25 protein-coding genes are annotated in these 25,466 nt (G+C 56.3%); 15 read left to right on the top strand and 10 right to left on the bottom strand.

What is annotated here, in order from left to right; translation table 11 throughout:
* Window positions 1–17: 17 nt before the first annotated feature.
* The 9 genes from infB (at window position 18) to mtr (ending at window position 11,418) form a co-directional block, all read left to right on the top strand.
* Window positions 18–2,705, top strand: a complete 2,688-nt coding sequence (infB, locus tag MX657_RS19630) for a translation initiation factor IF-2 (RefSeq protein ID WP_080328310.1) — start codon at window positions 18–20, stop codon at window positions 2,703–2,705.
* Between the two features lie 102 nt (window positions 2,706–2,807).
* Window positions 2,808–3,212 (top strand): 30S ribosome-binding factor RbfA, encoded by a 405-nt coding sequence (rbfA, locus tag MX657_RS19625; RefSeq protein ID WP_041907887.1) that lies wholly within the window; start codon window positions 2,808–2,810, stop codon window positions 3,210–3,212.
* Window positions 3,212–4,162, top strand: coding sequence for a tRNA pseudouridine(55) synthase TruB (gene truB, locus MX657_RS19620; RefSeq protein WP_119916477.1), 951 nt, complete (start codon window positions 3,212–3,214; stop codon window positions 4,160–4,162). The genes rbfA and truB overlap by 1 nt, the downstream gene beginning before the upstream one ends.
* Window positions 4,163–4,316: 154 nt before the next feature.
* Window positions 4,317–4,586 carry a 30S ribosomal protein S15 gene (gene rpsO / locus MX657_RS19615; protein WP_003861789.1) on the top strand — a complete coding sequence of 90 codons (270 nt, stop codon included), beginning with the start codon at window positions 4,317–4,319 and terminating at the stop codon, window positions 4,584–4,586.
* Between the two features lie 242 nt (window positions 4,587–4,828).
* On the top strand, window positions 4,829–6,961 hold the full coding sequence (gene pnp, locus MX657_RS19610; RefSeq protein ID WP_080328308.1) for a polyribonucleotide nucleotidyltransferase: 2,133 nt from the start codon (window positions 4,829–4,831) through the stop codon (window positions 6,959–6,961).
* A 109-nt stretch (window positions 6,962–7,070) separates the two neighbouring features.
* The gene (gene nlpI / locus MX657_RS19605) at window positions 7,071–7,955 is read left to right on the top strand and encodes a lipoprotein NlpI (RefSeq protein ID WP_061096959.1); all 885 of its coding nucleotides are present in this window, start codon (window positions 7,071–7,073) and stop codon (window positions 7,953–7,955) included.
* 107 nt (window positions 7,956–8,062) lie between these two features.
* Entirely contained in the window at window positions 8,063–8,143 is an 81-nt protein-coding gene (yrbN, locus tag MX657_RS23740) for a protein YrbN (RefSeq protein WP_100122156.1), read from the top strand.
* Window positions 8,136–10,031 (top strand): DEAD/DEAH family ATP-dependent RNA helicase, encoded by a 1,896-nt coding sequence (locus MX657_RS19600; protein WP_217480356.1) that lies wholly within the window; start codon window positions 8,136–8,138, stop codon window positions 10,029–10,031. The genes yrbN and MX657_RS19600 overlap by 8 nt, the downstream gene beginning before the upstream one ends.
* Before the next feature lie 142 nt (window positions 10,032–10,173).
* Entirely contained in the window at window positions 10,174–11,418 is a 1,245-nt protein-coding gene (mtr, locus tag MX657_RS19595) for a tryptophan permease (protein ID WP_346806505.1), read from the top strand.
* Window positions 11,419–11,507: 89 nt separating this feature from the next.
* On the opposite strand, the gene MX657_RS19590 is transcribed toward mtr, so the two are convergent.
* The 3 genes from MX657_RS19590 to ubiU all read right to left on the bottom strand — a co-directional run bounded on the left by MX657_RS19590 (window position 11,508) and on the right by ubiU (window position 14,475).
* Window positions 11,508–12,515 (bottom strand): luciferase-like monooxygenase, encoded by a 1,008-nt coding sequence (locus MX657_RS19590; protein ID WP_119916475.1) that lies wholly within the window; start codon window positions 12,513–12,515, stop codon window positions 11,508–11,510.
* Window positions 12,516–12,593: 78 nt separating this feature from the next.
* The gene (locus MX657_RS19585) at window positions 12,594–13,472 is read right to left on the bottom strand and encodes a U32 family peptidase (protein WP_346806503.1); all 879 of its coding nucleotides are present in this window, start codon (window positions 13,470–13,472) and stop codon (window positions 12,594–12,596) included.
* Window positions 13,473–13,479: 7 nt separating this feature from the next.
* Window positions 13,480–14,475 (bottom strand): ubiquinone anaerobic biosynthesis protein UbiU, encoded by a 996-nt coding sequence (ubiU, locus tag MX657_RS19580; RefSeq protein WP_014885366.1) that lies wholly within the window; start codon window positions 14,473–14,475, stop codon window positions 13,480–13,482.
* 211 nt (window positions 14,476–14,686) lie between these two features.
* On the opposite strand from ubiU, the gene ubiT reads away from it, so the two are divergent.
* Together ubiT and MX657_RS19570 are read left to right on the top strand one after the other, a co-directional pair.
* Window positions 14,687–15,211, top strand: a complete 525-nt coding sequence (gene ubiT / locus MX657_RS19575) for a ubiquinone anaerobic biosynthesis accessory factor UbiT (protein ID WP_217480354.1) — start codon at window positions 14,687–14,689, stop codon at window positions 15,209–15,211.
* The gene (locus tag MX657_RS19570) at window positions 15,205–15,708 is read left to right on the top strand and encodes a GNAT family N-acetyltransferase (protein WP_080328304.1); all 504 of its coding nucleotides are present in this window, start codon (window positions 15,205–15,207) and stop codon (window positions 15,706–15,708) included. The genes ubiT and MX657_RS19570 overlap by 7 nt, the downstream gene beginning before the upstream one ends.
* Here MX657_RS19570 and MX657_RS19565 read toward each other — a convergent pair.
* Window positions 15,695–16,024 (bottom strand): GIY-YIG nuclease family protein, encoded by a 330-nt coding sequence (locus tag MX657_RS19565; RefSeq protein WP_139784167.1) that lies wholly within the window; start codon window positions 16,022–16,024, stop codon window positions 15,695–15,697. The genes MX657_RS19570 and MX657_RS19565 overlap by 14 nt on opposite strands.
* A gap of 14 nt (window positions 16,025–16,038) precedes the next feature.
* Here MX657_RS19565 and MX657_RS19560 point away from each other — a divergent pair, with 14 nt between their 5' ends.
* The gene (locus tag MX657_RS19560; protein WP_333016908.1) at window positions 16,039–16,473 is read left to right on the top strand and encodes a YhbP family protein; all 435 of its coding nucleotides are present in this window, start codon (window positions 16,039–16,041) and stop codon (window positions 16,471–16,473) included.
* Here the strand turns inward: MX657_RS19560 and MX657_RS19555 are convergent.
* Window positions 16,453–16,971, bottom strand: coding sequence for a type 1 glutamine amidotransferase domain-containing protein (locus MX657_RS19555; protein WP_080328302.1), 519 nt, complete (start codon window positions 16,969–16,971; stop codon window positions 16,453–16,455). The genes MX657_RS19560 and MX657_RS19555 overlap by 21 nt on opposite strands.
* Window positions 16,972–17,099: 128 nt before the next feature.
* Between MX657_RS19555 and MX657_RS19550 the strand changes: the two genes are divergently transcribed.
* Window positions 17,100–17,744 (top strand): NAD(P)H-binding protein, encoded by a 645-nt coding sequence (locus MX657_RS19550; RefSeq protein ID WP_119916473.1) that lies wholly within the window; start codon window positions 17,100–17,102, stop codon window positions 17,742–17,744.
* A gap of 40 nt (window positions 17,745–17,784) precedes the next feature.
* Window positions 17,785–18,822, top strand: coding sequence for a permease (locus MX657_RS19545; RefSeq protein WP_346806502.1), 1,038 nt, complete (start codon window positions 17,785–17,787; stop codon window positions 18,820–18,822).
* A gap of 48 nt (window positions 18,823–18,870) precedes the next feature.
* Here MX657_RS19545 and dolP read toward each other — a convergent pair whose 3' ends face one another.
* From dolP to MX657_RS19525, 4 genes are read right to left on the bottom strand one after another with little or no spacing between them, the layout of a single operon-like run.
* On the bottom strand, window positions 18,871–19,446 hold the full coding sequence (gene dolP, locus MX657_RS19540) for a division/outer membrane stress-associated lipid-binding lipoprotein (RefSeq protein ID WP_014171764.1): 576 nt from the start codon (window positions 19,444–19,446) through the stop codon (window positions 18,871–18,873).
* A 9-nt stretch (window positions 19,447–19,455) separates the two neighbouring features.
* Complete coding sequence (gene diaA / locus MX657_RS19535) at window positions 19,456–20,046, bottom strand: DnaA initiator-associating protein DiaA (protein WP_119916472.1); 591 nt, start codon at window positions 20,044–20,046, stop codon at window positions 19,456–19,458.
* Window positions 20,047–20,067: 21 nt separating this feature from the next.
* On the bottom strand, window positions 20,068–20,463 hold the full coding sequence (locus MX657_RS19530; protein WP_028014533.1) for a YraN family protein: 396 nt from the start codon (window positions 20,461–20,463) through the stop codon (window positions 20,068–20,070).
* Entirely contained in the window at window positions 20,421–22,568 is a 2,148-nt protein-coding gene (locus tag MX657_RS19525) for a penicillin-binding protein activator (RefSeq protein ID WP_346806501.1), read from the bottom strand. The genes MX657_RS19530 and MX657_RS19525 overlap by 43 nt, the downstream gene beginning before the upstream one ends.
* A gap of 62 nt (window positions 22,569–22,630) precedes the next feature.
* On the opposite strand from MX657_RS19525, the gene rsmI reads away from it, so the two are divergent.
* Window positions 22,631–23,494 (top strand): 16S rRNA (cytidine(1402)-2'-O)-methyltransferase, encoded by an 864-nt coding sequence (rsmI, locus tag MX657_RS19520; protein WP_346806500.1) that lies wholly within the window; start codon window positions 22,631–22,633, stop codon window positions 23,492–23,494.
* A gap of 64 nt (window positions 23,495–23,558) precedes the next feature.
* Here the strand turns inward: rsmI and MX657_RS19515 are convergent, their stop codons facing one another.
* Window positions 23,559–25,448, bottom strand: a complete 1,890-nt coding sequence (locus tag MX657_RS19515) for an enterotoxin (RefSeq protein ID WP_346806499.1) — start codon at window positions 25,446–25,448, stop codon at window positions 23,559–23,561.
* Window positions 25,449–25,466: the final 18 nt, after the last annotated feature.

The following is a 25,466-nucleotide window of genomic DNA, read 5'->3' as shown; positions in this document are numbered from 1 at the left end:
TAGCAGGAAGGAACAGCATGACTGATGTAACTGTAAAATCGCTGGCTGCTGAGATTCAGACCTCCGTGGACCGCCTGGTACAGCAATTTGCTGATGCAGGGATCCCGAAGTCCGCTGATGACTCGGTGACCGCGCAAGAAAAACAAACCTTGTTAACGCATCTGAACCGCGAACATGGTTCTACGCCTGACAAGTTAACGCTGCAGCGCAAAACGCGCAGCACGTTAAACATCCCTGGTACCGGTGGCAAAAGCAAATCGGTACAAATCGAAGTCCGCAAGACGCGCACCTTTGTAAAACGTGATCCGCAAGAGGCAGAACGCCTTGCCGCGGAAGAGCAGGCACAGCGTGAAGCGGAAGAACAAGCTCAGCGTGAGGCGGAAGCAGCCGCCAAACGTGAAGCAGAATTAAAAGCTGAACGTGAGGCCGCAGAAAAAGCGAAACGCGACGCCAGTGATAAAGTGAAGCGTGACGCTGCGGAAAAAGACAAAGTGAGCAATCAACAGACAGACGAAATGACCAAAACCGCCCAGGCTGAAAAAGCCCGCCGTGAAAATGAAGCTGCCGAGCTGAAGCGTAAAGCGGAAGAAGAAGCCCGCCGTAAGCTGGAAGAAGAAGCTCGCCGCGTCGCTGAAGAAGCGCGCCGTATGGCTGAAGAAAACGAGAAGAATGGCGTGAACACCGCTGAACCGACTGAAGATACCAGCGACTATCACGTGACCACTTCTCAGCATGCGCGTCAGGCTGAAGATGATAACGACCGTGAAGTAGAAGGCGGCCGTGGCCGTGGTCGTAATGCAAAAGCCGCGCGTCCGGCGAAGAAAGGTAACAAACACGCTGAATCTAAAGCTGACCGCGAAGAAGCACGTGCTGCGGTTCGCGGTGGTAAAGGCGGTAAGCGTAAAGGTTCTTCTCTGCAGCAGGGCTTCCAGAAGCCAGCTCAGGCGGTTAACCGTGACGTCGTAATTGGCGAAACCATCACCGTTGGCGATCTGGCGAACAAGATGGCGGTTAAAGGCTCTCAGGTCATCAAAGCGATGATGAAGCTGGGCGCAATGGCAACCATCAACCAGGTTATCGACCAGGAAACCGCACAGCTGGTTGCCGAAGAGATGGGCCATAAAGTTATCCTGCGTCGTGAAAACGAGCTGGAAGAAGCAGTCATGAGCGACCGTGACACTGGCGCTGCGGCTGAACCGCGTGCACCGGTTGTGACCATCATGGGTCACGTTGACCACGGTAAAACCTCTCTGCTCGACTACATTCGTTCTACGAAGGTTGCCTCCGGCGAAGCGGGTGGTATTACCCAGCACATCGGTGCTTACCACGTAGAAACTGAAAACGGCATGATCACCTTCCTGGATACCCCAGGCCACGCAGCGTTCACCTCAATGCGTGCTCGTGGTGCTCAGGCTACGGATATCGTTGTACTGGTTGTTGCAGCAGACGATGGCGTTATGCCACAGACCATTGAAGCTATCCAGCACGCGAAAGCGGCTCAGGTGCCTCTGGTTGTTGCGGTCAACAAAATCGATAAGCCAGAAGCCGATCTGGACCGCGTGAAGAACGAACTGTCTCAGTACGGCGTTATGCCGGAAGAGTGGGGCGGCGAAGCGCAGTTCATCCCTGTATCTGCAAAAGCGGGTACCGGTATCGACGACCTGCTGAACGCTATCCTGCTGCAGGCTGAAGTTCTGGAGCTGAAAGCGATCCGTAATGGTATGGCGAGCGGCGCGGTGATCGAATCCTTCCTGGATAAAGGTCGTGGTCCGGTTGCAACGGTTCTGGTTCGCGAAGGTACGCTGAACAAAGGCGACATCGTTCTGTGCGGTTTCGAATACGGTCGCGTTCGTGCGATGCGTAACGAACTGGGTCAGGAAGTGCTGGAAGCGGGTCCGTCCATTCCAGTGGAAATCCTGGGTCTGTCCGGTGTTCCGGCTGCCGGTGACGAAGTGACCGTAGTCCGTGATGAGAAGAAAGCGCGTGAAGTTGCTCTGTATCGTCAGGGTAAATTCCGTGAAGTGAAACTGGCGCGTCAGCAGAAATCTAAACTCGAGAACATGTTTGCCAACATGACCGAGGGCGAAGTTCACGAAGTGAACGTTGTTCTGAAAGCGGACGTTCAGGGTTCTGTGGAAGCGATCTCCGACTCCTTGCTGAAACTGTCTACCGACGAAGTGAAAGTGAAGATCATCGGTTCTGGCGTAGGTGGTATCACCGAAACCGACGCAACCCTGGCTGCGGCATCCAACGCTATTCTGGTTGGCTTCAACGTGCGTGCTGATGCATCTGCTCGCCGCGTGATCGAAGCGGAAAGCCTGGATCTGCGCTACTACTCCGTCATCTATAACCTGATCGACGAAGTGAAAGCGGCGATGAGCGGTATGCTGTCTCCTGAGCTGAAACAGCAGATCATCGGTCTGGCTGAAGTACGTGACGTGTTCAAATCACCGAAATTCGGTGCGATCGCGGGCTGTATGGTTACCGAAGGTACCATCAAGCGTCACAACCCAATCCGCGTACTGCGTGACAACGTGGTTATCTACGAAGGCGAGCTGGAATCCCTGCGCCGCTTCAAAGATGACGTTAACGAAGTCCGTAACGGCATGGAATGTGGTATCGGCGTGAAGAACTACAACGACGTTCGCGTTGGCGATATGATCGAAGTGTTCGAGATCATCGAGATCCAACGCAGCATCGACTAATCCTTTAGGGATAAGTCCATATGTAGGCCGGGATTGCCTCGTGCCACCCGGCAATAATTTTAAAAGGGGCTTTTAGCCCCTTTTTTGTCTGGAGAATTTATTATGGCGAAAGAATTTGGTCGCCCGCAGCGCGTGGCGCAGGAGATGCAGAAAGAGATTGCGCTCATCCTGCAACGCGAAATTAAAGACCCGCGTATCGGTATGATGACTACCGTGTCCGGCGTAGAAATGTCTCGTGACCTGGCCTATGCCAAAGTGTTCGTAACCTTCCTGAACGATCAGGACGAAGCGGCGGTGAAGAACGGCATTAAAGCACTGCAGGAAGCCTCTGGTTTCATCCGCTCTCTGCTCGGCAAAGCGATGCGCCTGCGTATCGTGCCAGAGCTGACCTTCTTCTACGACAACTCGCTGGTCGAAGGTATGCGCATGTCCAACCTGGTGACCAGCGTGGTGAAACATGACGACGAACGTCGTGTTAACCCGACGGACGACAGCAAGGAGGACTGATGAGTCGTCCTCGTCGTCGCGGTCGCGACGTGCATGGCGTGCTGCTGCTGGATAAACCGCAGGGTGCATCCAGCAACGACGTGCTGCAAAAAGTGAAGCGTATATATAACGCTAACCGTGCGGGCCACACCGGCGCGCTGGATCCGCTGGCGACCGGCATGCTGCCGATTTGCCTGGGTGAAGCGACAAAGTTTTCCCAGTACCTGCTCGATTCCGATAAACGCTACCGCGTTATCGCTAAACTGGGCCAGCGTACGGATACTTCCGACGCGGATGGTCAGGTAGTAGAAGAGCGCCCGGTGACCTTCAGCGCCGAACAGCTTGATGCGGCGCTGGAAAGCTTCCGCGGAGACACGATGCAGGTGCCGTCGATGTATTCGGCGCTGAAATATCAGGGCAAGAAGCTCTACGAATATGCGCGCCAGGGAATTGACGTCCCGCGTGAAGCCCGTCCGATTACCGTGTATGAGCTGCTGTTTATTCGCCACGAAGGCGATGAGCTGGAGCTGGAAGTGCATTGTTCGAAAGGGACCTATATTCGTACCATCATTGATGACCTCGGTGAAAAGCTGGGCTGCGGCGCGCATGTGATTTATCTGCGTCGTCTGGCGGTCAGTAAATATCCGGTCGAGCGCATGGTGACGCTTGAGCAACTGCGCGCGCTGGCTGAACAGGCACAAGCGCAGGGAGTGGCACCAGCAGATTTGCTGGATCCTTTGCTGATGCCAATGGACAGTCCGGCAGCGGACTTCCCGATCGTTAATCTTCCTTTAACATCGTCCGTTTACTTTAAGAACGGAAACCCGGTTCGTACGGCGGATGCGCCGCTGGATGGACTGGTACGCGTGACGGAAGGTGACGAAGGGAAATTCATCGGTATGGGCGAAATGGACGGTGAAGGGCGCGTTGCGCCGCGTCGTCTGGTCGTCGAATATCCGGTCGACGCGTGACGGTGATTACGCCTCACCTTGCGATAAGCAGGGGAGACGAGTAGAATATCGCCGCTTAACGCCCGGTAAATTGTTTAACAATTTGCGGGGCGTACATGGGGTCGCTGAATTAGAGATCGGCACCCTTACATTCTTTATACTTTGGAGTTTGAAAATGTCTCTAAGCGTTGAAGCTAAAGCTAAAATCGTTTCTGAGTTTGGTCGTGGTACTAACGACAGCGGTTCTACCGAAGTTCAGGTTGCACTGCTGACTGCACAGATTAACCACCTGCAGGGTCACTTTGCAGAGCACAAAAAAGATCACCACAGCCGTCGTGGTCTGCTGCGCATGGTTTCTCAGCGTCGTAAACTGCTCGACTACCTGAAACGTAAAGATGTTGCACGCTACACCGCGCTGATCGAGCGTCTGGGTCTGCGTCGCTAAGTCTTGCGAGTTTCAGAAAAGGGGGCCTGATGGCCCCTTTTTTCAACCAGACGGCAGCAATTCAAGGGAAACTATTGTATTGTTGCTATAAATGATCTTCATTGCAGAGGTTCGCGCGGCTAATGAGAGGCTTCACCCATGGGGGTGTCGGTTGTCATTAGTCGCGAGGATGCGAAGAAGGTCGGGTTAAATCGACAGCACGCCGGTGGTGTGCTGTCATACATTTAAGAAAGGACAGAATTTTGCTGAATCCGATCGTTCGTAAATTCCAGTATGGTCAGCATACCGTCACGCTGGAAACCGGCATGATGGCGCGTCAGGCTACTGCTGCCGTTATGGTAAGCATGGATGACACTGCTGTATTCGTTACCGTAGTTGGCCAGAAAAAAGCTAAACCAGGTCAGGACTTCTTCCCGCTGACCGTTAACTACCAGGAGCGTACCTACGCTGCCGGTAAAATCCCGGGTGGTTTCTTCCGTCGTGAAGGCCGTCCAAGCGAAGGCGAAACCCTGATCGCGCGTCTGATCGACCGCCCGGTTCGTCCGCTGTTCCCGGAAGGCTTCGTTAACGAAGTTCAGGTTATTGCGACCGTTGTTTCCGTTAACCCACAGGTTAACCCGGACATCGTTGCGATGATCGGTGCTTCTGCTGCCCTGTCACTGTCTGGTATTCCATTCAATGGCCCAATCGGTGCTGCGCGCGTCGGTTACATCAACGACCAGTACGTGCTGAACCCAACTCAGGAAGAGCTGAAAGAAAGTAAGCTGGACTTGGTTGTTGCCGGTACTGAAGCAGCGGTGCTGATGGTTGAATCCGAAGCTGAACTGCTGAGCGAAGACCAGATGCTGGGCGCTGTGGTGTTCGGTCACGAGCAGCAGCAGATTGTTATCCAGAACATCAACGACCTGGTGAAAGAAGCCGGTAAGCCTCGTTGGGACTGGCAGCCAGAAGCGGCAAACGACGCGCTGAACGCACGCGTTGCTGCACTGGCAGAATCTCGTCTGAGCGATGCATACCGCATCACTGACAAACAGGAGCGTTATGCTCAGGTTGACGTGATCAAAGATGAAACCATCGCCACCCTGATCGCTGAAGACGAAGCGCTGGACGCTAACGAGCTGAGCGAAATCCTGCACGCTATCGAGAAAAACGTTGTTCGTAGCCGCGTACTGGCAGGCGAGCCGCGTATCGATGGCCGTGAAAAAGATATGATCCGTGGTCTGGATGTGCGTACTGGCGTTCTGCCACGTACTCACGGTTCCGCGCTGTTTACCCGTGGTGAAACGCAGGCGCTGGTTACCGCGACCCTGGGTACTGCACGTGATGCGCAGATCATCGACGAACTGATGGGCGAGCGTACTGACAACTTCCTGTTCCACTACAACTTCCCTCCGTACTCTGTGGGCGAAACCGGTATGGTTGGCTCACCGAAGCGTCGTGAAATTGGTCACGGTCGTCTGGCGAAGCGCGGCGTGCTGGCAGTGATGCCAGAAGCAGACAAATTCCCGTACACCGTACGTGTGGTGTCTGAAATCACCGAATCCAATGGTTCTTCCTCCATGGCTTCCGTGTGTGGTGCCTCTCTGGCGCTGATGGATGCAGGCGTGCCGATCAAAGCCGCTGTTGCGGGTATCGCAATGGGTCTGGTGAAAGAAGGCGACAACTTCGTTGTTCTGTCTGACATTCTGGGTGACGAAGACCACCTGGGCGATATGGACTTCAAAGTGGCGGGTTCCCGCGACGGTATCTCTGCTCTGCAGATGGATATCAAAATTGAAGGTATCACCAAGGAGATCATGCAGGTTGCTCTGAACCAGGCTAAAGGTGCGCGTCTGCACATCCTGGGCGTGATGGAACAGGCTATCAACGCACCACGCGGTGATATCTCTGAATTCGCTCCGCGTATTCACACCATCAAGATCAATCCAGACAAGATCAAAGATGTTATCGGTAAGGGCGGTTCCGTAATCCGCGCGCTGACCGAAGAAACAGGCACCACCATCGAAATCGAAGATGACGGTACTGTGAAGATCGCAGCAACCGACGGCGAGAAAGCGAAATTCGCTATCCGTCGCATCGAAGAAATCACCGCTGAGATCGAAGTGGGCCGCGTCTACGCGGGTAAAGTGACCCGTATCGTTGACTTTGGCGCGTTCGTTGCCATCGGTGGCGGTAAAGAAGGTCTGGTTCACATCTCTCAGATCGCTGACAAGCGCGTTGAGAAAGTGACCGATTACCTGCAGATGGGTCAGGAAGTGCCGGTTAAAGTTCTGGAAGTTGATCGCCAGGGCCGTATCCGTCTGAGCATTAAAGAAGCAACCGAGCAGTCTCCTGCCGCTGCGCCAGAAGCGCCAGCCGCAGAACAAGGCGAGTAAGGTAGCATTTGCCCTCCGCTTCGGCGGAGGGTTTATTATCAGGCAGGACGCCTTGTTAAGCCGCCGGGGGACAGGACGTTCATCCAATAGTTGTCTTCGGGAGTGGGAAATGAAGCCTTTTTTGCGCTGGTGTTTCGTTGCGACAGCTTTAACGCTGGCAGGATGCAGCAACTCTGCCTGGCGTAAGAGCGAAGTCCTCGCAGTGCCATTGCAACCGACTTTGCAACAGGAAGTGATTCTGGCACGCATGGAACAAATACTTGCCAGTCGGGCTTTAACCGATGACGAACGCGCACAGCTTTTATATGAGCGCGGAGTGTTGTATGATAGTCTCGGTCTGAGGGCATTAGCGCGAAATGATTTTTCACAAGCGCTGGCTATCCGACCTGATATGCCTGAAGTATTCAATTACTTAGGCATTTATTTAACGCAGGCAGGCAATTTTGATGCTGCCTATGAAGCGTTTGATTCTGTACTTGAGCTTGATCCAACTTACAACTACGCGCACTTGAATCGCGGTATCGCATTGTATTACGGCGGTCGTGATAAGTTAGCGCAAGATGATCTGCTGGCGTTTTATCAAGACGATCCTAATGATCCTTTCCGTAGTCTGTGGCTTTACATCGTTGAGCGTAAGCTCGATGAGAAGCAGGCAAAAGAAGCCCTGAAACAGCGCTTCGATAAATCGGACAAGGAACAGTGGGGATGGAACATTGTCGAGTTCTACCTGGGCAACATTAGCGAAGCAACGCTGATGGAACGCCTCAAGGCGGACGCAACGGATAACACCTCGCTCGCTGAGCATCTCAGTGAAACCAACTTCTATTTAGGTAAGTACTACCTAAGTCTGGGGGATATGGACAGCGCTACGGCACTGTTCAAATTAGCGGTTGCTAACAACGTACACAATTTCGTTGAGCACCGTTATGCATTGTTGGAATTATCGCTCTTGGGCCAGGAGCAAGACGACCTGGCAGAATCGGACCAGCAATAGCTGACGACATAAACATCAGCCCGTAATCTTTTGATTGCCATCACCTTAACTGGTGAGGGCGTTGTTGTTCGTCAATACACCTACTTTGAGCCGGTTCACACTTTTCAATGAAAATTGCTAATCATTTTCACGATGAGCTAAGTAGACTGGCCGCCATTGACATTGAGGCACTCGTACTACATGGCTGAATTCGAAACCACTTTTGCAGATCTGGGCCTGAAGGCTCCTATCCTTGAAGCCCTTAACGATCTGGGTTACGAAAAACCATCTCCGATCCAGGCTGAGTGTATTCCACACCTGCTTTCTGGTCGTGACGTACTGGGCATGGCCCAGACTGGTAGCGGTAAAACTGCAGCATTCTCGCTGCCGCTGCTGAACAACATCGATCCGGACCTGCGTGCACCGCAGATCCTCGTTCTGGCTCCAACCCGTGAACTGGCTGTTCAGGTTGCTGAAGCCATGACGGAATTCTCTAAACATATGCGCGGCGTAAACGTGGTAGCCCTGTACGGCGGCCAGCGTTATGACGTGCAGTTACGCGCCCTGCGCCAGGGCCCACAGATTGTCGTCGGTACGCCGGGCCGTCTGCTGGATCACCTGAAGCGCGGTACCCTGGATCTCTCTAAACTGAGCGGCCTGGTACTGGATGAAGCCGATGAAATGCTGCGTATGGGCTTCATCGAAGACGTCGAAACCATCATGGCTCAGATCCCGGAAGGTCACCAGACCGCGCTGTTCTCTGCAACCATGCCAGAAGCGATTCGTCGCATTACCCGCCGCTTCATGAAAGAGCCGCAGGAAGTGCGTATTCAGTCCAGCGTAACTACTCGCCCGGATATCAGCCAGAGCTACTGGTCCGTGTACGGCATGCGCAAAAACGAAGCGCTGGTACGTTTCCTGGAAGCGGAAGATTTTGATGCGGCGATTATCTTCGTGCGTACCAAAAACGCGACCCTGGAAGTGGCTGAAGCGCTGGAGCGTAACGGCTACAACAGCGCAGCGCTGAACGGCGACATGAACCAGGCTCTGCGTGAGCAGACGCTGGAGCGTCTGAAAGACGGCCGTCTGGATATCCTGATTGCAACCGACGTGGCAGCACGTGGTCTGGACGTTGAGCGTATCAGCCTGGTTGTAAACTACGACATCCCGATGGACTCCGAGTCTTACGTTCACCGTATCGGTCGTACCGGTCGTGCGGGTCGTGCTGGTCGTGCGCTGCTGTTCGTTGAGAACCGCGAGCGTCGTCTGCTGCGCAACATCGAACGCACCATGAAGCTGACCATTCCAGAAGCGGACCTGCCAAACGCAGACCTGCTGGGCAAACGCCGTCTGGAAAAATTCGCCGCAAAAGTACAGCAGCAGCTGGAAAGCAGCGATCTGGATCAGTACCGTGCACTACTGTCGCAGATTCAGCCTGTCGCTGAAGGCGAAGAGCTGGATATGGAAACCCTGGCTGCAGCACTGCTGAAAATGGCTCAGGGCGAACGTAGCCTGATCGTGCCACCAGATGCACCGATGCGTCCTAAGCGTGAGTTCCGTGACCGTGACGATCGCTTCGAACGTCGTGGCGACCGTAACGATCGTGGTCCACGTGGCGACCGCCCAGAGCGTGGTGGTGAAGACCGTCCACGTCGTGAACGTCGTGACGCGGGCGATATGGAACTGTATCGCATTGAAGTGGGCCGTGATGATGGTGTTGAAGTTCGTCACATCGTTGGCGCGATCGCTAACGAAGGCGACATCAGCAGCCGTTACATTGGTAACATCAAGCTGTTCGCATCCCACTCTACCATCGAGCTGCCAAAAGGCATGCCGGGCGAAGTACTGCAGCACTTTACTCGCACCCGCATCCTGAACAAGCCGATGAACATGCAGCTGCTGGGCGATGCGCAGCCACGTCCTGACCGCGGCGGTGAACGTCGTGGCGGTGGTCGCGGTTTCGGCGGCGAGCGCCGTGAAGGCGGTCGCAGCGAAGGTCGCGGTGGTGAAGGTCGTCGTTTCTCCGGTGAGCGCCGTGAAAACCGGGGCCCACGTCGTGAAGAAGGCACCAGCCGTCGTCGTTTCGGTGACGCGTAAGCCTTTCGCTTCTGACGTAAAGTAAAATATACAGCCCCGATAGACGCTATCGGGGCTTTTTTTATTCCCTTTGTACTCTTGTACTGGTACAGTGCGTCACATTAAAATGCAGAACCGCATGATTGACTGGAGAAAAGGCTGTATGGCGACACTAACCACCACCCAAACGTCACCTTCGCTGCTTGGCGGCGTGGTGATCATCGGCGGAACCATTATTGGTGCCGGGATGTTTTCCCTGCCCGTGGTCATGTCCGGTGCGTGGTTCTTCTGGTCGCTGGCCGCGCTGGTATTCACATGGTTCTGTATGCTCCATTCCGGTCTGATGATCCTTGAAGCTAACCTGAACTACCGCATTGGCTCCAGCTTCGACACCATCACCAAAGATCTGCTGGGCAAAGGCTGGAACCTGGTGAACGGGCTTTCCATCGCGTTTGTGCTCTACATTCTGACCTACGCGTATATCTCGGCGAGCGGCTCGATTCTGCATCATACATTCTCGGAGATGTCGCTGAATGTTCCGGCGCGTCTGGCGGGGCTCTGTTTTGCACTGGGCGTGGCGTTTATCGTCTGGATGAGTACAAAAGCGGTGAGCCGCATGACGGCGATTGTGCTGGGCGCTAAGGTCATCACCTTCTTCCTGACCTTTGGTAGCCTGCTGGGGCACGTGACCCCCGCCACGCTGTTTAACGTCGCGGAAGTAAATACCTCCTACACGCCGTACCTGCTGATGACCCTGCCTTTCTGCCTGGCGTCATTCGGCTACCACGGCAACGTGCCGAGCCTGATGAAGTACTACGGCAAGGATCCGCGCACCATCGTGAAGTGCCTGGTTTACGGCACGCTGCTGGCGCTGGGGCTGTATGTCATCTGGTTGCTGGGGACGATGGGCAACATCCCGCGCCCGGAGTTTATCGGCATTGCGCAGAAGGGCGGTAACATCGACGTGCTGGTGCAGGCCCTGAGCGGCGTGCTGAACAGCCGCAGCCTGGATCTGCTGCTGGTGGTGTTCTCCAACTTTGCGGTGGCGAGTTCATTCCTCGGCGTGACGCTGGGCCTGTTTGACTACCTGGCAGATCTGTTTAGCTTTGATGATTCTGCGATGGGGCGTTTCAAAACCGCGCTGCTGACCTTCCTGCCGCCGATTGTGGGCGGTCTGCTGTGGCCGAACGGCTTCCTGTACGCCATCGGCTATGCAGGGCTGGCGGCCACCATCTGGGCGGCGATTGTGCCGGCGCTGCTGGCGCGGAAATCACGACAACGCTTCGGCAGCCCGAAATTCCGCGTCTGGGGCGGCAAGCCGATGATTGCGCTGATCCTGGTGTTTGGCGCGGGCAATGCCGTGGTGCACGTGCTGTCGAGTTTTAATCTGCTGCCCGTGTATCAGTGAGTCTTTTGTGCCGGATGGCGGCTACGCCTTATCCGGCCTACGCGATCCCGTAGGCCCGGTAAGCGCAGCGCCACCGGGCGAAACAATGGCTACCCCACCAACTCCTCTTTCACCTGCATCGCCAAATCAAACGAGTGCAAGCGCGCCTGGTGATCAAAAATCTGCCCGTTAACCATAATTTCATCCGCCTGCGTTTCACGCAGCACCGCTTCCAGCCCGTGACGCACTTTTGCCTTATCACCCACCAGCGACATGCTCAGCGCCTGCTGAACGCCATACTGTTCGGAGGCTGACCACAGCAGATGCATATTTTCTACCGGCGGCGGAAGCTGCCCCGTCTCACCGCGACGCAGCTTCACAAACGCCTGCTGCATGGAGGTAAACAGGAATTCCGCATCGCGGTTGCTGTCGGCGGCAATGATATTGATACACACCATCGCGTAAGGTTTCTCCAGACGCTCGGACGGTTTGAAGTTCGTGCGGTAAAGATGCAGCGCCTGATGCAGCATATCTGGTGCGAAGTGGGAAGCGAAGGCAAACGGCAGTCCCAGCTGTGCGGCAAGCTGCGCGCTATAAAGACTTGAGCCTAACAGCCATACCGGGATCTTCTCGCCGTAGCCCGGCACCGGGCGTACGTGCGGGTTCGGATCGCGCGCGTCGAACCAGTCCACCAGCTCGGCCACGTCGCGCGGGAAGTTGTCGATATCACCGCTCATATGGCGGCGCAGGGCGCGCATGGTCGGCTGGTCGCTGCCTGGCGCACGGCCAAGCCCAAGGTCAATACGGCCCGGGTAAAGGGTATTCAGGGTGCCAAACTGCTCGGCAATCACCAGCGGGGCGTGGTTCGGCAGCATCACGCCGCCGGAGCCCAGGTGCAGGGTGGTAGTATTTGCCGCCAGATAACCAATCAGTACCGAGGTTGCAGCGCTGGCGATGCCTACCATGTTGTGATGCTCGGCCAGCCAGTAGCGGTGATAGCCACGCTTTTCGGCGAGTAGAGCGAGATCGAGAGAGTGCGAAAAGGCTTCTCGCGCGGAGGAGCCTTGTGGGATCGGCGCCAGATCCAGCACCGAAAACGGAATGGTTTTGTCAGTCATAACAGCTCACTTTGTCGACGGTGAATCTTTAATACTGCATTAAAAAATGATAACCGTTGTTAACAAAGTGAGCCTTTTTTACGCCTGCAATTCCAGCCCGGCCAGCCGTTTCCAGTAGCCGTTGCAGTCGCTGTTTGCCATCAGCGGCAGCGGAGCGGTGCCTTTTTCGTTGGCGCGGAAGGCGTCCAGCATCGCGAACACGCCGGTATCCAGCGGCGACAGGCGCACCATGTCCACCAGGCCGTCCATCGACGCCAGCTCGTTGCCGAGGTTATAGACATAGCCGCTCATGGTCTGAATGCCGTTCAGGACAAACACCTGCTGATTTTCCTGCGACAGCATGCTGCGCCCGTTCGGGTATTTAATGCAGCAGGTTTCGCATTCGTCTTTTGGGCGATCCTCCGAGCGCGCGGTGAAGCAGCGGGCGGAGTAGGCCAGCGGCAGATGACCGTAGCTCAGCACTTCCACTTCAAACTGATGGCGAATGCCCAGTTCGTCGCACTGAGAGAGCAGGTTCGTCAGCCAGTCGCGGGAGAGTTCCACCGGCATACACCAGCGCGTCATCCCCTGTTTGAGCAGCAGGCGCAGCGTCACGGCGTTATAGCAGTTCAACGCATGGCCCGCGACAAACGGCAGCTTACGCTCGGCGCACATGTTGACCACGCCGAGATCGCTCGCTTCCAGCAGGAACTCGCCGTTTTCGACGTAGCGCTTCAGCTCGCCCAGTTCGGAAGACGCCTGCACCAGCGCGAGCGTCGAGAGCACCACCTGCTTGCCGCTGCCGGCCAGGCTTTTCGCCATATCCAGCCAGTCGCCCACTTTGGTGGCGCGGCGCTTGCTGCATACCGCTTCGCCGAGGTAAATCACATCGGCGCTGCTGGTGGCGGCCTGTTGGTAAAAATCTTCCAGCGTCTCTTTTGGCCAGTAGTAGAGCACCGGGCCTAATGAATATTTCATGATGATCTCACTGCCATTTACGGTGATACGCGCCAAGCGTGGTTTGCGTGCCTTCGGACATCGAACCGAGCGTCTCCATCCACGCCGCCTGCGGGGCGTAGTTCTGCGGGTCCGCCATACAGCGGTCGATGGCCTGACGCCAGACCTTCGCCACCTGGCTCACGTAGGCCGGGCTGCGCTGGCGACCCTCAATTTTCACCGAGGCAATATTGGCGGCCAGCAGTTCGGGCAGCAATTCCAGCGTGTTAAGGCTGGTGGGCTCTTCCAACGCGTGGTAGCGCTCGCCGTCGACAAGATAGCGGCCTTTACACAGGGTTGGATAACCGGCGTTCTCACCGTCCTGATAGCGGTCAATCAGCACCTCATTCAGGCGAGACTCCAGCCCCTGAGGGGTCTGCTGCCAGCGGACAAAGCGGGCAGGGGAGCAGGCCCCGACGGTATTCGGTGATTCACCGGTTAAATAAGAGGAAAGATAACACCGGCCCTCGGCCATGATGCACAGGCTACCAAAGGCAAAAACTTCCAGCGGCACTGGCGTGACGCGCGCGAGTTGCTTAACTTGATGAATAGAGAGCACGCGCGGCAGCACCACGCGGGCGACATCGAAGTGTTGATGATAAAAACGCACCGCTTCTTCGTTCGTTGCGGATGCCTGAACAGAGACGTGGCGCTCAATATGCGGATAGCGTTCTGCGGCATACTCAAGCATAGCGAGGTCGGCCAGGATCAGCGCATCGGCACCCAGCTGTGCCGCCATGTCCACCGCGCGCTGCCAGCGGGCGTAGCCATCAGGATGGGCAAACGTGTTGATGGCGATATGCAGTTTGCGGCGGTGCTGGTGAACGAAGTTAACGGCTTCCTGAAGCTTTTTCTCCGTAAAGTTAAGGCCAGCAAAATGGCGGGCGTTGGTGTCATCCTTCAGCCCGATATAGACCGCATCGGCCCCATTTTCGATGGCCGCCTTAAGCGCCGGAAGGTTTCCGGCTGGGCAGAGCAGCTCCATAATTTATCCTGATGTAGTCGATCGCAAAAATGTTAACGAGCTGGGATTTTAATTAACCCATACGCGACAATTTTTGATTTAAGGCAGCTAATGGCGTATTGATGGCACCAATAATGAGGTACATCCGACGACGGTTTGTTGATTTACGCCGCTATGTTCTGGAGTGGATGTGGCAAAATAGCGGGATTACAGATATCAGGGAGTAAAGCTCGTGCTGGATAAACTGCGTTCACGTCTCGTACAATTTGGTCCATCAATGCTGAGCGTGCCGGTCAGGCTGGCACCGTTCGCGCTTAAGCGCCAGGTGCTGGAGCAGGTCCTGAGCTGGCAGTTCCGCCAGGCGCTGCAGGACGGCGAACTGGAGTTTCTGGAAGGCCGCTGGCTGAGCATTGAGGTGCGTGATATCGGGCTGCGCTGGTTTACCTCCGTAGAGAATGACCAGCTGATCGTGCGTGAGTCCGCCGAGGCGGACGTGAGCTTTAGCGCAGATGCCAGCGATCTGCTGATGATCGCCGCGCGCAAGCAGGACCCGGACACCCTCTTCTTCCAGCGCCGTCTGGTGATTGAAGGGGACACGGAGCTTGGCCTGTACGTGAAGAATTTAATGGATGCCATTGAGCTGGAGCAGATGCCGAAAGCGCTGCGCGTGATGCTGATGCAAATGGCCGATTTTGTTGAGGCCGGGCTGAAAACCCCGCCGGACAGTAAACACACTTCAGTAGGTGAGCCATGCTGATTCGAGTCGAAATAGGGATTGATGCACCGGGTATCGATGCGTTATTACGCCGCTCTTTTGAGAGCGACGCGGAAGCCCAACTGGTCCACGATCTCCGCGAAGACGGCCTGATCACGCTGGGGCTGGTTGCTACCGATGACGAAGGTCAGGTTGTCGGCTATGTGGCCTTCAGCCCGGTCATCGTTCAGGGCGAAGACATTCAGTGGGTGGGTATGGCACCGCTGGCGGTAGATGAAAACTATCGCGGGCAGGGCCTGGCGCGCCAGCTGGTGTATGAAGGGCTGGACTCGCTGAATGAGTTTGGCTACGCCGCCGTGGTCACGCTGGGCGATCCGGCGTTCTATGGCCGCTTAGGCTTTGAGCAGGCGGCGCATTACGATCTGCGCTGCCGCTGGCCGGGTACCGAGTCCGCTTTCCAGGTGCACCGCCTGGCGGATGATGCCCTGAACGGCGTAAATGGTCTGGTGGACTACCACGATCATTTCAATCGCTTTTAACCAGGCTTTCGCGTAGCGCCTCAAAGGAGCCGTCTCCGGTCACGAGGCGCTCCTTCTGGCGCTTCGTTAGCTGCTTGATGCGGTACTCCAGCCTGAGCGCCAGCGATCTGTCGCCCACCGCGGCTGAAAATGCCAGCTGTAGTTCGCCTTTCCCCCGCAGTGCTTTTGCCCCTTTCCCCGTTTGATGTTGTAAAAAACGCCGCGCCACATCGGTAGTGATCCCGGTGTAGAGAGCGTTATCAGCGGTTCGGACAAGATAGAGAAACCAGCACACGGTAAACAGATTCAGTATGTTAAGGTGAACGCACCATAGCATGAGAGAGAACGAAAATGGAAACACTGGCCGCCATTAACCGCTGGCTGGCGAAGCAGCATGTCGTGACCTGGTGCGTATATAGCGAGGGCGAAATGTGGTGCGCCAACGCCTTTTACTACTACGATCCTGAACGCGTCGCTTTTTACGTCATGAGTGAGGACAAAACCCGGCATGCGCAGATGACCGGCCAGCAGGCAAAGGTGGCGGGCACGGTAAACGGGCAGCCGAAAACCGTCGCGCTGATCCGCGGCGTGCAGTTCAAAGGGGAGATCCGTCGTCTGGATGGAGAAGAGGGCGACGCGCGCCGTAAGCTCTACACGCGCCGCTTTCCGGTTGCCGCTGCGCTAAAAGCCCCTGTGTGGGAAATCCGCCTCGATGAGCTGAAATTTACCGATAACACCCTGGGCTTTGGCAAGAAGCTGCACTGGCTACGCGCCGAGCAGGCGTAGCGCTTCGCGGTTAAACGCCGGGAGGTCGTCCGGGGTCCGGCTGGTGATCAGCTGGTCCTTGTCGTTAACCACTTCCTGATCGTAGAACTCAGCCCCTGCGTTTTTCAGATCGATAACGATCGGTTTCACCGCCGTGAGCTTACGCCCGCGTACCACTTCGGCGCTGATCAGCAGCTGCGGGCCGTGGCAAATGGCGAACACCGGTTTGCCCGTAGAAACAAAATCTCGCGTAAAGGTCACGAAGCGCTCATCTCCGCGCAGGGAATCCGGTGAATGGCCGCCCGGCAGCAGCAGAGCGTCGAAATCGGACGGGCTGACGTTATCAATAGACTGATCAATCGTCACGCTGGCTTCGCCCTTATGGCCTTTCACCGTTTTACCCGCTTCTTTCTCAATGGTAATAACCTCATGTCCCGCCTTGCGGAACGCCTCTGCGGGAGAGGTGAATTCTGAATCTTCAAACTCGTCGGTAATCAGGACTGCGATTTTTTTACCCATGCTTCCTCCGTTGTTTTGGCTTCAGACTGATTTTTCTCCGCTTGTGGTAAATACTTACCTGTAACAGACTTCTAAGTGTGGTCGACCACGCTGAGTTCGCAAACGGACAATTCTGTAAAGGGGATACGATGAGTCAGGTACTGATTACCGGCGCTACCGGGCTGGTGGGCGGACATTTGCTGCGGCTGCTGATCCAGGATCGCCACATCAACTACATTGCCGCACCGACGCGGCGCCCGCTGCTGGATGTCACCGGCGTCTTTAATCCGCACGATCCGCAGCTCACCGACGCGCTGGCGCAGGTGCAGGATCCGATTGATATCGCTTTTTGCTGCCTGGGCACGACGCGGCGTGAGGCCGGGAGTAAAGAGGCGTTTGTCCATGCGGACTACACGCTGGTGGTGGATACCGCCCTGACGGCGAAAAAGCTGGGAGCAAAACATTTCCTGGTGGTCAGCTCGCACGGCGCGAACGCAGGCTCGCCGTTTTTTTACAACCAGGTGAAGGGCAAGATGGAAGAGGCGCTGATTGCGCAGAAGTGGGAGCGCCTGACCATCGCGCGGCCTTCGATGCTAATTGGCCACCGCGACGAACGGCGTTTTAACGAGTCCTTTTTCGCCCCGCTGTTTCGCATCCTGCCGGGTAACTGGAAGTCCATTGAGGCACGGGACGTCGCGCAGGCGATGCTGAAAGAGGCGCTGGCACCGTCGCAGGAGGGCGTCAATATCATCCCTTCGGCAAAACTGCGTGAAATCGCACAGGGCGAGGCGTAAACTTCTCCGGCTTATTAAATAACACTCTCCGGGGAATGGTATGACTGGTCAGTCTTCATCTCAGGCGGCAACACCTGTCCAATGGTGGAAGCCCGCACTCTTCTTTCTCGTGGTCATCATTGGCCTCTGGTATGTGAAATGGCAGCCGTACTACGGTAAAGCCTTCACCGCTGCCGAAACGCACAGCATCGGTAAATCTATTCTCGCTCAGGCTGATGCCAGCCCGCTTCAGGCGGCATGGGACTACGCCATGGTCTACTTCCTTGCCGTCTGGAAAGCCGCCGTGTTAGGCGTGATTCTGGGCTCGCTGATTCAGGTGCTGATCCCGCGCAACTGGCTGATGAAAACGCTTGGTCAGCCGCGCTTTCAGGGCACGCTGCTGGGGACGATTTTCTCTCTGCCGGGCATGATGTGCTCCTGCTGCGCCGCGCCGGTGGCGGCGGGTATGTGCCGCCAGAGGGTGTCGATGGGCGGCGCGCTGGCGTTCTGGATGGGTAACCCGCTGCTCAACCCGGCGACGCTGGTGTTTATGGGCTTTGTGCTCGGCTGGCATTTTGCCGCTATCCGTCTGGTTGCCGGGCTGGTGACGGTGCTGGCGGTGGCGACGCTGGTGCAAAAGCTGGTGAAGGATAACGCGCCAGAGCCTGCTTCCGTTGAACTGGACGTCAGCGAACCGCAGGGAGGGTTCTTTACGCGCTGGGGCAAAGCGCTCTGGCAGCTTTTCTGGAGCACCATCCCGGTGTATATCCTGGCGGTACTGGTTCTGGGCGCGGCGCGCGTCTGGCTGTTCCCCCATGCGGATGGCGCCATCGACAACTCGCTGATGTGGGTGATTGCGATGGCCATTGCAGGCTGCCTGTTCGTGATCCCCACGGCGGCGGAGATCCCGATCGTGCAAACCATGATGCTGGCCGGTATGGGCACCGCACCGGCGCTTGCGCTGCTGATTACGCTGCCGGCGATCAGCCTGCCGTCGCTCATCATGCTGCGTAAGTCTTTTCCGGCGAAAGCGCTGTGGCTGACGGCGGGGCTTGTGGCGTTGAGCGGGGTGATGGTGGGGAGTATTGCGTTGATGTAAAAAAGCCCGGTAGCGCTCGCGCTTACCGGGCTTTTAGTCAGGCGTGGATTACTTAATGTAGGTAAACGCGGTGGTGACGTGCTTCACGCCGCTCACCCGGCTGGCGATATCCGCCGCCGCTTTCCCTTCACGGTCGGTCACCAGACCCAGCAGGAACACTTCGCCGTTTTCAGTCGTCACTTTCACGTTTGAGGATTTCACCTGGTCTGAGCCCAGCAGCTGGGAGCGGACTTTGGTGGTGATCCAGGTGTCAGACGACGCGGTGCCCAGGCTGATTGGCTGACCCTGACGGATTTCATTAAAGACTTCCGTTGTGCCCTCAACGCCCATTGCGATCTGTTTCGCGCGGCTGGAGAGCTCGGTATTCGGTGACTGGCCCGTCAGCAGGACTTTGCCCTGATAAGCCGTTACGTTAATACGCGCTTCTTTCTTAATTTGTTCGTCTTTCGACAGCGCACTGTTGACCCGCAGCTCCAGCGTACCGTCATCCACCTGCGTTCCCACAGAGCGCGGATCGGTCGCTGCTTTGGTGCCTACGGCGGCAGTACCCACAACGGCCGCAGCGATACATCCCTGCAGCAGTAGTGCAGACATAAGGACTGCGAGGGTCGATAAAGCCTTCATAAAAACTCCTTAATCATCCTGGTGAGGGAAAAGCGTGTTATCGATCAAATCGCACAAGCAGTTCACCGTGAGCATATGCATCTCCTGAATACGTGCGCTACGGTGAGACGGAATGCGAATTTCCACATCCTGCGGCCCAAGCAAGCCCGCCAGCTCACCGCCGTCGTAGCCGGTTAAGGCGACGATGGTCATGTCGCGGGTAACGGCGGCTTCAACGGCTTTGACGATGTCCCGGCTGTTGCCGCGCGTAGAGATGGCCAGCAGCACATCGCCGGCATGCCCCAGGGCGCGCACCTGCTTTGCGTAAATTTCGTCATGCAGACGATCGTTAGCAATCGCTGTTAAGACCACATTATCGGTATTAAGTGCAACGGCAGGTAAACTCGGGCGTTCGGTTTCAAAACGGTTAATCATGCTGGCAGCAAAATGCTGTGCGTTGGCGGCTGAGGTTCCGTTGCCACAACAGAGGATTTTGTTGCCGTTAAGCAGGGATTGCACCAGCGTCATTGCAGCGCGAGAGATTGCGTCCGGAAGGGCTTCCGCCGCGGCAATCTGAGTCTGGATGCTTTCTGTGAAGCACACTTTAATTCTTTCGAGCACGTTATCCCTTTTAAATCTTAATTATGCGTCTTCGCCAAAAGCGTTTTTAAGCCATTCGATCTCATTTCCGGTGAAGGCTATCACATCGAAACGGCAATCCACAGTATCAAAGCTCCCATTATGGCGGGCAAGCCACAAGTGGGCAGTCTGTAATAATTTATGTTGTTTGGCGAGCGTCACGCTGGCGGCAGCACCGCCAAAACGGGAAGACTGTCGAAAGCGGACTTCTACAAACACAATCACCTGACCGTCTTTCATGATCAGATCAATTTCGCCGCCGCGCCCGCGGACGTTAGCGGCGATAAAGCGCAGTCCTTTGCCTTCAAGCCAGCGACGCGCTTTTAACTCCCACGCATCGCCGGTCTCTTTACGGCTTAACTGGCCGGGACGATTTGCCCCTGCTGGTATTTGAGCCATGATAACTTCCTGTTAATCACACAGTCCTGAGTGGCGGTCAGATCGCCGGTGTTGCCGTTAAGCTCAAAGCCCGCCACCTGACGCATCTGGGTAAAGTGGTTTGCCAGCGCCCACGCATCAACACCCATCGCATACAGACGCGCCAGAGAGTAGTCGTTACGTACGGAGCTTAGCGCCTGCTGCATCAGCGCCGGGTTGCTACCTGCCAGCATCGGAATTTCGCTGTACTGCAGGCCGTCCATTTCCAGACGGAAATCCGGGCCTGCGGTGCCCTGCGCGCTGCGGGAGCTGGCGTAGAGCGTTGCGCCGCTCTGACTGCCGTTACGCATCGCAATCATCGGTTTGATAAAGGCGATCTCCTGCGGCGTGGCAATGATATAGGCCGCATCTACTTTCCCGCCGCCGCTAATCTGCGCGTCGGTAGGCGGGGCAGGGATGGTCAGGCCGCCAATTGTCACGCTCTGCTGCTGTGGCAGGCTCGCGGTGACAGGACTGCCGTTAAGCGCGATACCCGCTCCACCGTTTACGCCAGCGCGCAGTTCAGACACTGAACCGAATTTCTGCTGCAGCACCACGCCGCCGCCCAGCTTCTGCCACTCATCGGCAAAGGCGTTGGCCACGCGATCGCCCAGCGCGCTGCGTGGGATGAGCAGAAGCGGAGCCTGTTTACCCTGCTCGTGAATATGACGCGCCGCATCGCGGGCTTCATCTTCAGGGGAAAGCGCGAAGTAGCAAATATTGGCCCGGTTCTGAACCTGTTCCGGCTGGTTTAGCGCCAGTACGTTCAGCGTGGTATTGCTCTTCATCAGCTCTTCCACGTTGTTTTTCAGCAGCGGGCCGACAACGATGCTCGCCCCGTCCTGCTGAACCTGCGCCAGCACCTGGTCAAGCGGCTGCGAGCTGGTGTCGTAGATTTTCAGCTCAGCGCCAGGGTTGGCGCTGGTGGTCGCCACGGCCTGCGGCTGAGCGGCAGGTTGTGATGCTGGTTGTGCAGGCTGCTGTTGAGGCTGTTCTGCTGTTGCCTCTGGCGCAGGCGTCGACTGTGTCTCAGCCGGAGGCTGTGTTGCAGGTGCTGAGGTAGCCGGAGGCGTAGTCGGTGCCGTCACCGGGTTTTGCATCGTGCCTTGCGGTGGGGTTTGCGCTGTGGTCAGGTCGCTGGTCTCTGCTGCTGACGGGCTGACAACGTCGTTCACGTTGGCCGCCTGCGCTGCCTGTACCGGTACCGCACTGCCCGTTACCGGAGTCGTGCCGTTTTTCGCCGCTTCAAAGCCCTGCTGAATAGTGCGGCCAAACACGGCTGCCTGGCCATTTAGCGGCAGAAGCAGCGCGATTTTGCTGGTCGAGGCGGGCTTAAAGTTCTGCACGTTTACCAGCTGTGTGGGCAGCATTTTCGCGCCCGGGTTCTGCGGGTAGCGGGTCTGCCAGTCGGTAATACCGGCTTTCAGCATCTTAGGATCGCTGCGGTTGTTAAACCACATCTGTTGCAGATCAAGCCAGCCCTGCAGCACGTTTTCATCGGCGTTGATGACCAGCGCCTTTGCCTGATCCTGGGTCATCGAGGCAAGCGCCTGCCAGGTGGCATCAATGTTTTTCTGCTTGTCGGCACCAGCGAGCAGCGGCTCCTGGGCGATCAAGGCGCGCAGCAGGGTCAGGGAAGGGCGTCCCTGCTCAGCGGTAATGCCCGCCTGCCAGAAGCGCGCCTGCTGGTTTTTATCCAGCGCGCTCAGGTCGATGCTCCCCAGGATCTTTTTCGCGCCATCATAATCTTTCTGCGCAACCTTCAGCTCGGCAGAAAGCAGACTCTGCTCTGTACGCTGGGTATCGTTAAGATCTTTCGGCAGCTGGTTGAACAGCTCAGCAGCCTGCTGGGTTTTACCCTCTTTCAGCAGTGCACGAATGGCGAGTAATTGCCAGTTGATCCTGGTATCATTTGTACTCTGCGACATTTGTTGCAGATAAAAGCCAGAATCAGCCTGAGCGGAGCCCTGAAGATGGGCGGTGCTCTGGTCAGGTGCCTGGGTGCCACAGCCTGCAAAAATCAGGGCTGCGAGCAGCAGCGGCACGCTGCGCGTGGCTTTTTTTCGAAGAAACGTTAACGGTACCATACTGTATCCAGTGATTTTTTTTACGCAATGCTCAATATTAAATCGGCAATACGGACGAAACAATGAAACAACACGAAACGGCAGATAATTCTCAAGGCCAGCTTTATATTGTACCTACTCCTATCGGGAATTTGTCTGATATTACCCAACGTGCACTCACCGTATTGCAAGCTGTTGATTTAATTGCTGCTGAAGACACCCGACACACCGGTTTACTGCTGCAACATTTCGCGATTAACGCCCGTTTGTTTGCCCTTCACGATCACAATGAGCAACAAAAAGCCGACACGCTGGTGGCGAAGCTCAAAGAGGGGCAGAACATCGCGCTGGTCTCAGATGCCGGGACGCCGCTGATTAACGATCCTGGCTACCATCTGGTGCGCACCTGTCGCGAAGCCGGTATTCGCGTTGTGCCACTGCCGGGGCCGTGCGCCGCCATTGCTGCGCTGAGCGCGGCAGGTCTGCCGTCCGACCGTTTCTGTTATGAAGGTTTCCTGCCTGCCAAATCCAAAGGCCGTCGTGATGTGTTGAAGGAGCTGGAAGCGGAACCGCGTACCCTGATCTTTTACGAATCCACCCACCGCCTGCTGGAAAGCCTGGAAGACATGGTGACCGTCTGGGGAGAATCCCGCTACGTAGTGCTGGCTCGTGAGCTGACCAAAACCTGGGAAACCATTCACGGCGCGCCGGTAGGAGAACTACTGGCGTGGGTGAAGGAAGATGAAAACCGCCGCAAAGGCGAAATGGTGCTGATTGTCGAAGGGCATAAAGCGGAAGAGGATGCCCTGCCTGCCGATGCGCTGCGTACGCTGGCCTTGCTACAGGCCGAACTGCCGCTGAAGAAAGCGGCGGCATTAGCGGCGGAGATCCACGGCGTGAAGAAAAATGCGCTGTATAAGTATGCGCTGGAGCAGCAGGGGGAGTAACTCCTGCTACTGTTTTGCCGGGTGGCGGCTGCGCCTTGCCCGGCCTACAGATTTATGTACTCTTCTATTTACCTGGCATCGCCTCAAACACCAGCGTTTCCAGCGGCTGTAGCGTAACCACCACCGCGTTTTTATACTCCCCCGGTACGGTTGAGTTATTGCCGTACACCGCTTTCAGACTAAACTGCGCCGCGTCTCCCGTGGGGATTTCAAACTCTTTCGCTAAATCCAGATAGTAGCTTTGCGGCTTATCCGACGGGTTACGCAAGCCGAGTATGGCTTTGTCTTTACTCCACGAAGCCCAGCCGTAAACCTGCAGCGCCGTCGGGTCTCCGCCAATCCAGTGTGTATCCACCAGAACGCCGGCATTATCCCGCGACCATTTTGCGGCCTGCGCCAGCGTATCCCACTTCGCCTTGTTCAGCATTGAAGGGATGATATACAGCTCCTGCAACTGGGTGCCGGTGGCGAAGTAGCTCCAGACCTGATCGGCAAAATCGCTGTCCGTTTGTACCTTCTCCAGCCCGTAATAGGCGTTTTCTGCGCTGACGATGCCGTGATACATCAGCGAGTTCAGCGGGAAAAGCGGGCCTTTACGCACAATGGAGCGGTACGTTTCCGCATCGCGGTAGGTCATCCACTGCTGTACCGGCGTGCCGGGACCGTACAGGTTGATGTCATCACCCTGACGCCAGATGGAATCCGCGTAGAACAGCCAGGACGGGCTGGCGTTGGTGCCTGTTGTCAGGTTGATAAACAGATTCGGGTTGGCGCTGCGCATGTTATGCAGCAGGGCGATGGAGGCGTCAAAATCCGAGGCATACGGGCTGCCCGGGATATGCGCGTTGGCGTTACCCATCCCGTCCAGCTTGAACGAGGTAATGTGTTCGTTTTTGATAAGCTTAACGATCTGCTCATTGAAGTTCTTAAAGTAGTTCGGTCCTGACAGCGCCAGCTTCCCGTCGACGGTTTCGAACCCATACTCTTTTGCATGCGAGACGCGAACGTCGCGCGGCTTGTTGTAGCCGCCCCACGGCGAGAGCCACAGTCCGACCGAGCTGTGCAGGCTGTCGGCTTTTTCCCGTACTTTGCCAAAACCGTTGCTGAATGCCGGGCCAAAAAGCCAGCGCCCGGTAAGATCGTCCCAGCCATCGTCCAGCAGGAAGGCATCCAGTGCCACGCCACGTCCGGCGATAAATTCCTTATTCCATTCGTCCATCCGCCCCAGCACGTCCTGTTCGGAATAGGGGGTAAAGAAGCCAATATCCATCCAGCTGTTGTAGTGCAGGTAAGGCTTATACGGACGCGGACGCACGGCATTAATAAACTGGTTCACGCTGCGGCGCAGCTGGCTGGTTTCCGGGAAGGTGCCGAAGTAGGTGATATAGCTGACCGGCGTTGCGGGCTGAACCGGCGTTTTCAACTCTACGTTAAGGTTGGTCGTCGCTTCATAGGCGTAGGTGTTAACGATGGGCTTGTCCGGGAGAATAAAGAACGAGTCCGCGACAATCGGGGAGCTGTTGATCGCCCCGTCAACATAAGGTGCCTGCGTCTGCTTTTTCGTTGGGAAGAAGGTGATTTTCGCCACGTCACGCGGCTGGCCTACCGCCGCGAGGGTGTAATCGATGCTGGCGTAATTATCCTTCACCAGGTTGAGCTTCACCGTTACGTTAAAATTCGGATGGGTAAAGTCGATGACAATGGCGCTGTCCTGCTTTTCGACGTGCTTGATTTTGAAATCAGCGGTATGGATTTTGGTTTCGTCCGGCAGCGTCAGAAAGAACAGTTCCTGCGGGGTGATGGGGTGGTTGGCCTTTTTGTCAGTCACCACCACCGTTGAATTTGCGTCATCAAAGGACAGGGCAATCTTGTCGTTAGTGAGCGTGTAGTTCGCGGCCATTGCGCTATGGGAAACGCACAGGGCCAGCAATGAGAGGGTGAGGATTTTTTTCATCAGGGTAAGATCCTTGTA

It is taken from the genome of Enterobacter chuandaensis (assembly GCF_039718975.1).
Classification (GTDB): domain Bacteria; phylum Pseudomonadota; class Gammaproteobacteria; order Enterobacterales; family Enterobacteriaceae; genus Enterobacter; species Enterobacter chuandaensis.
Note: the sequence above shows the minus strand (reverse complement) of the source record. Positions and strands in the feature narration are given on the sequence as shown.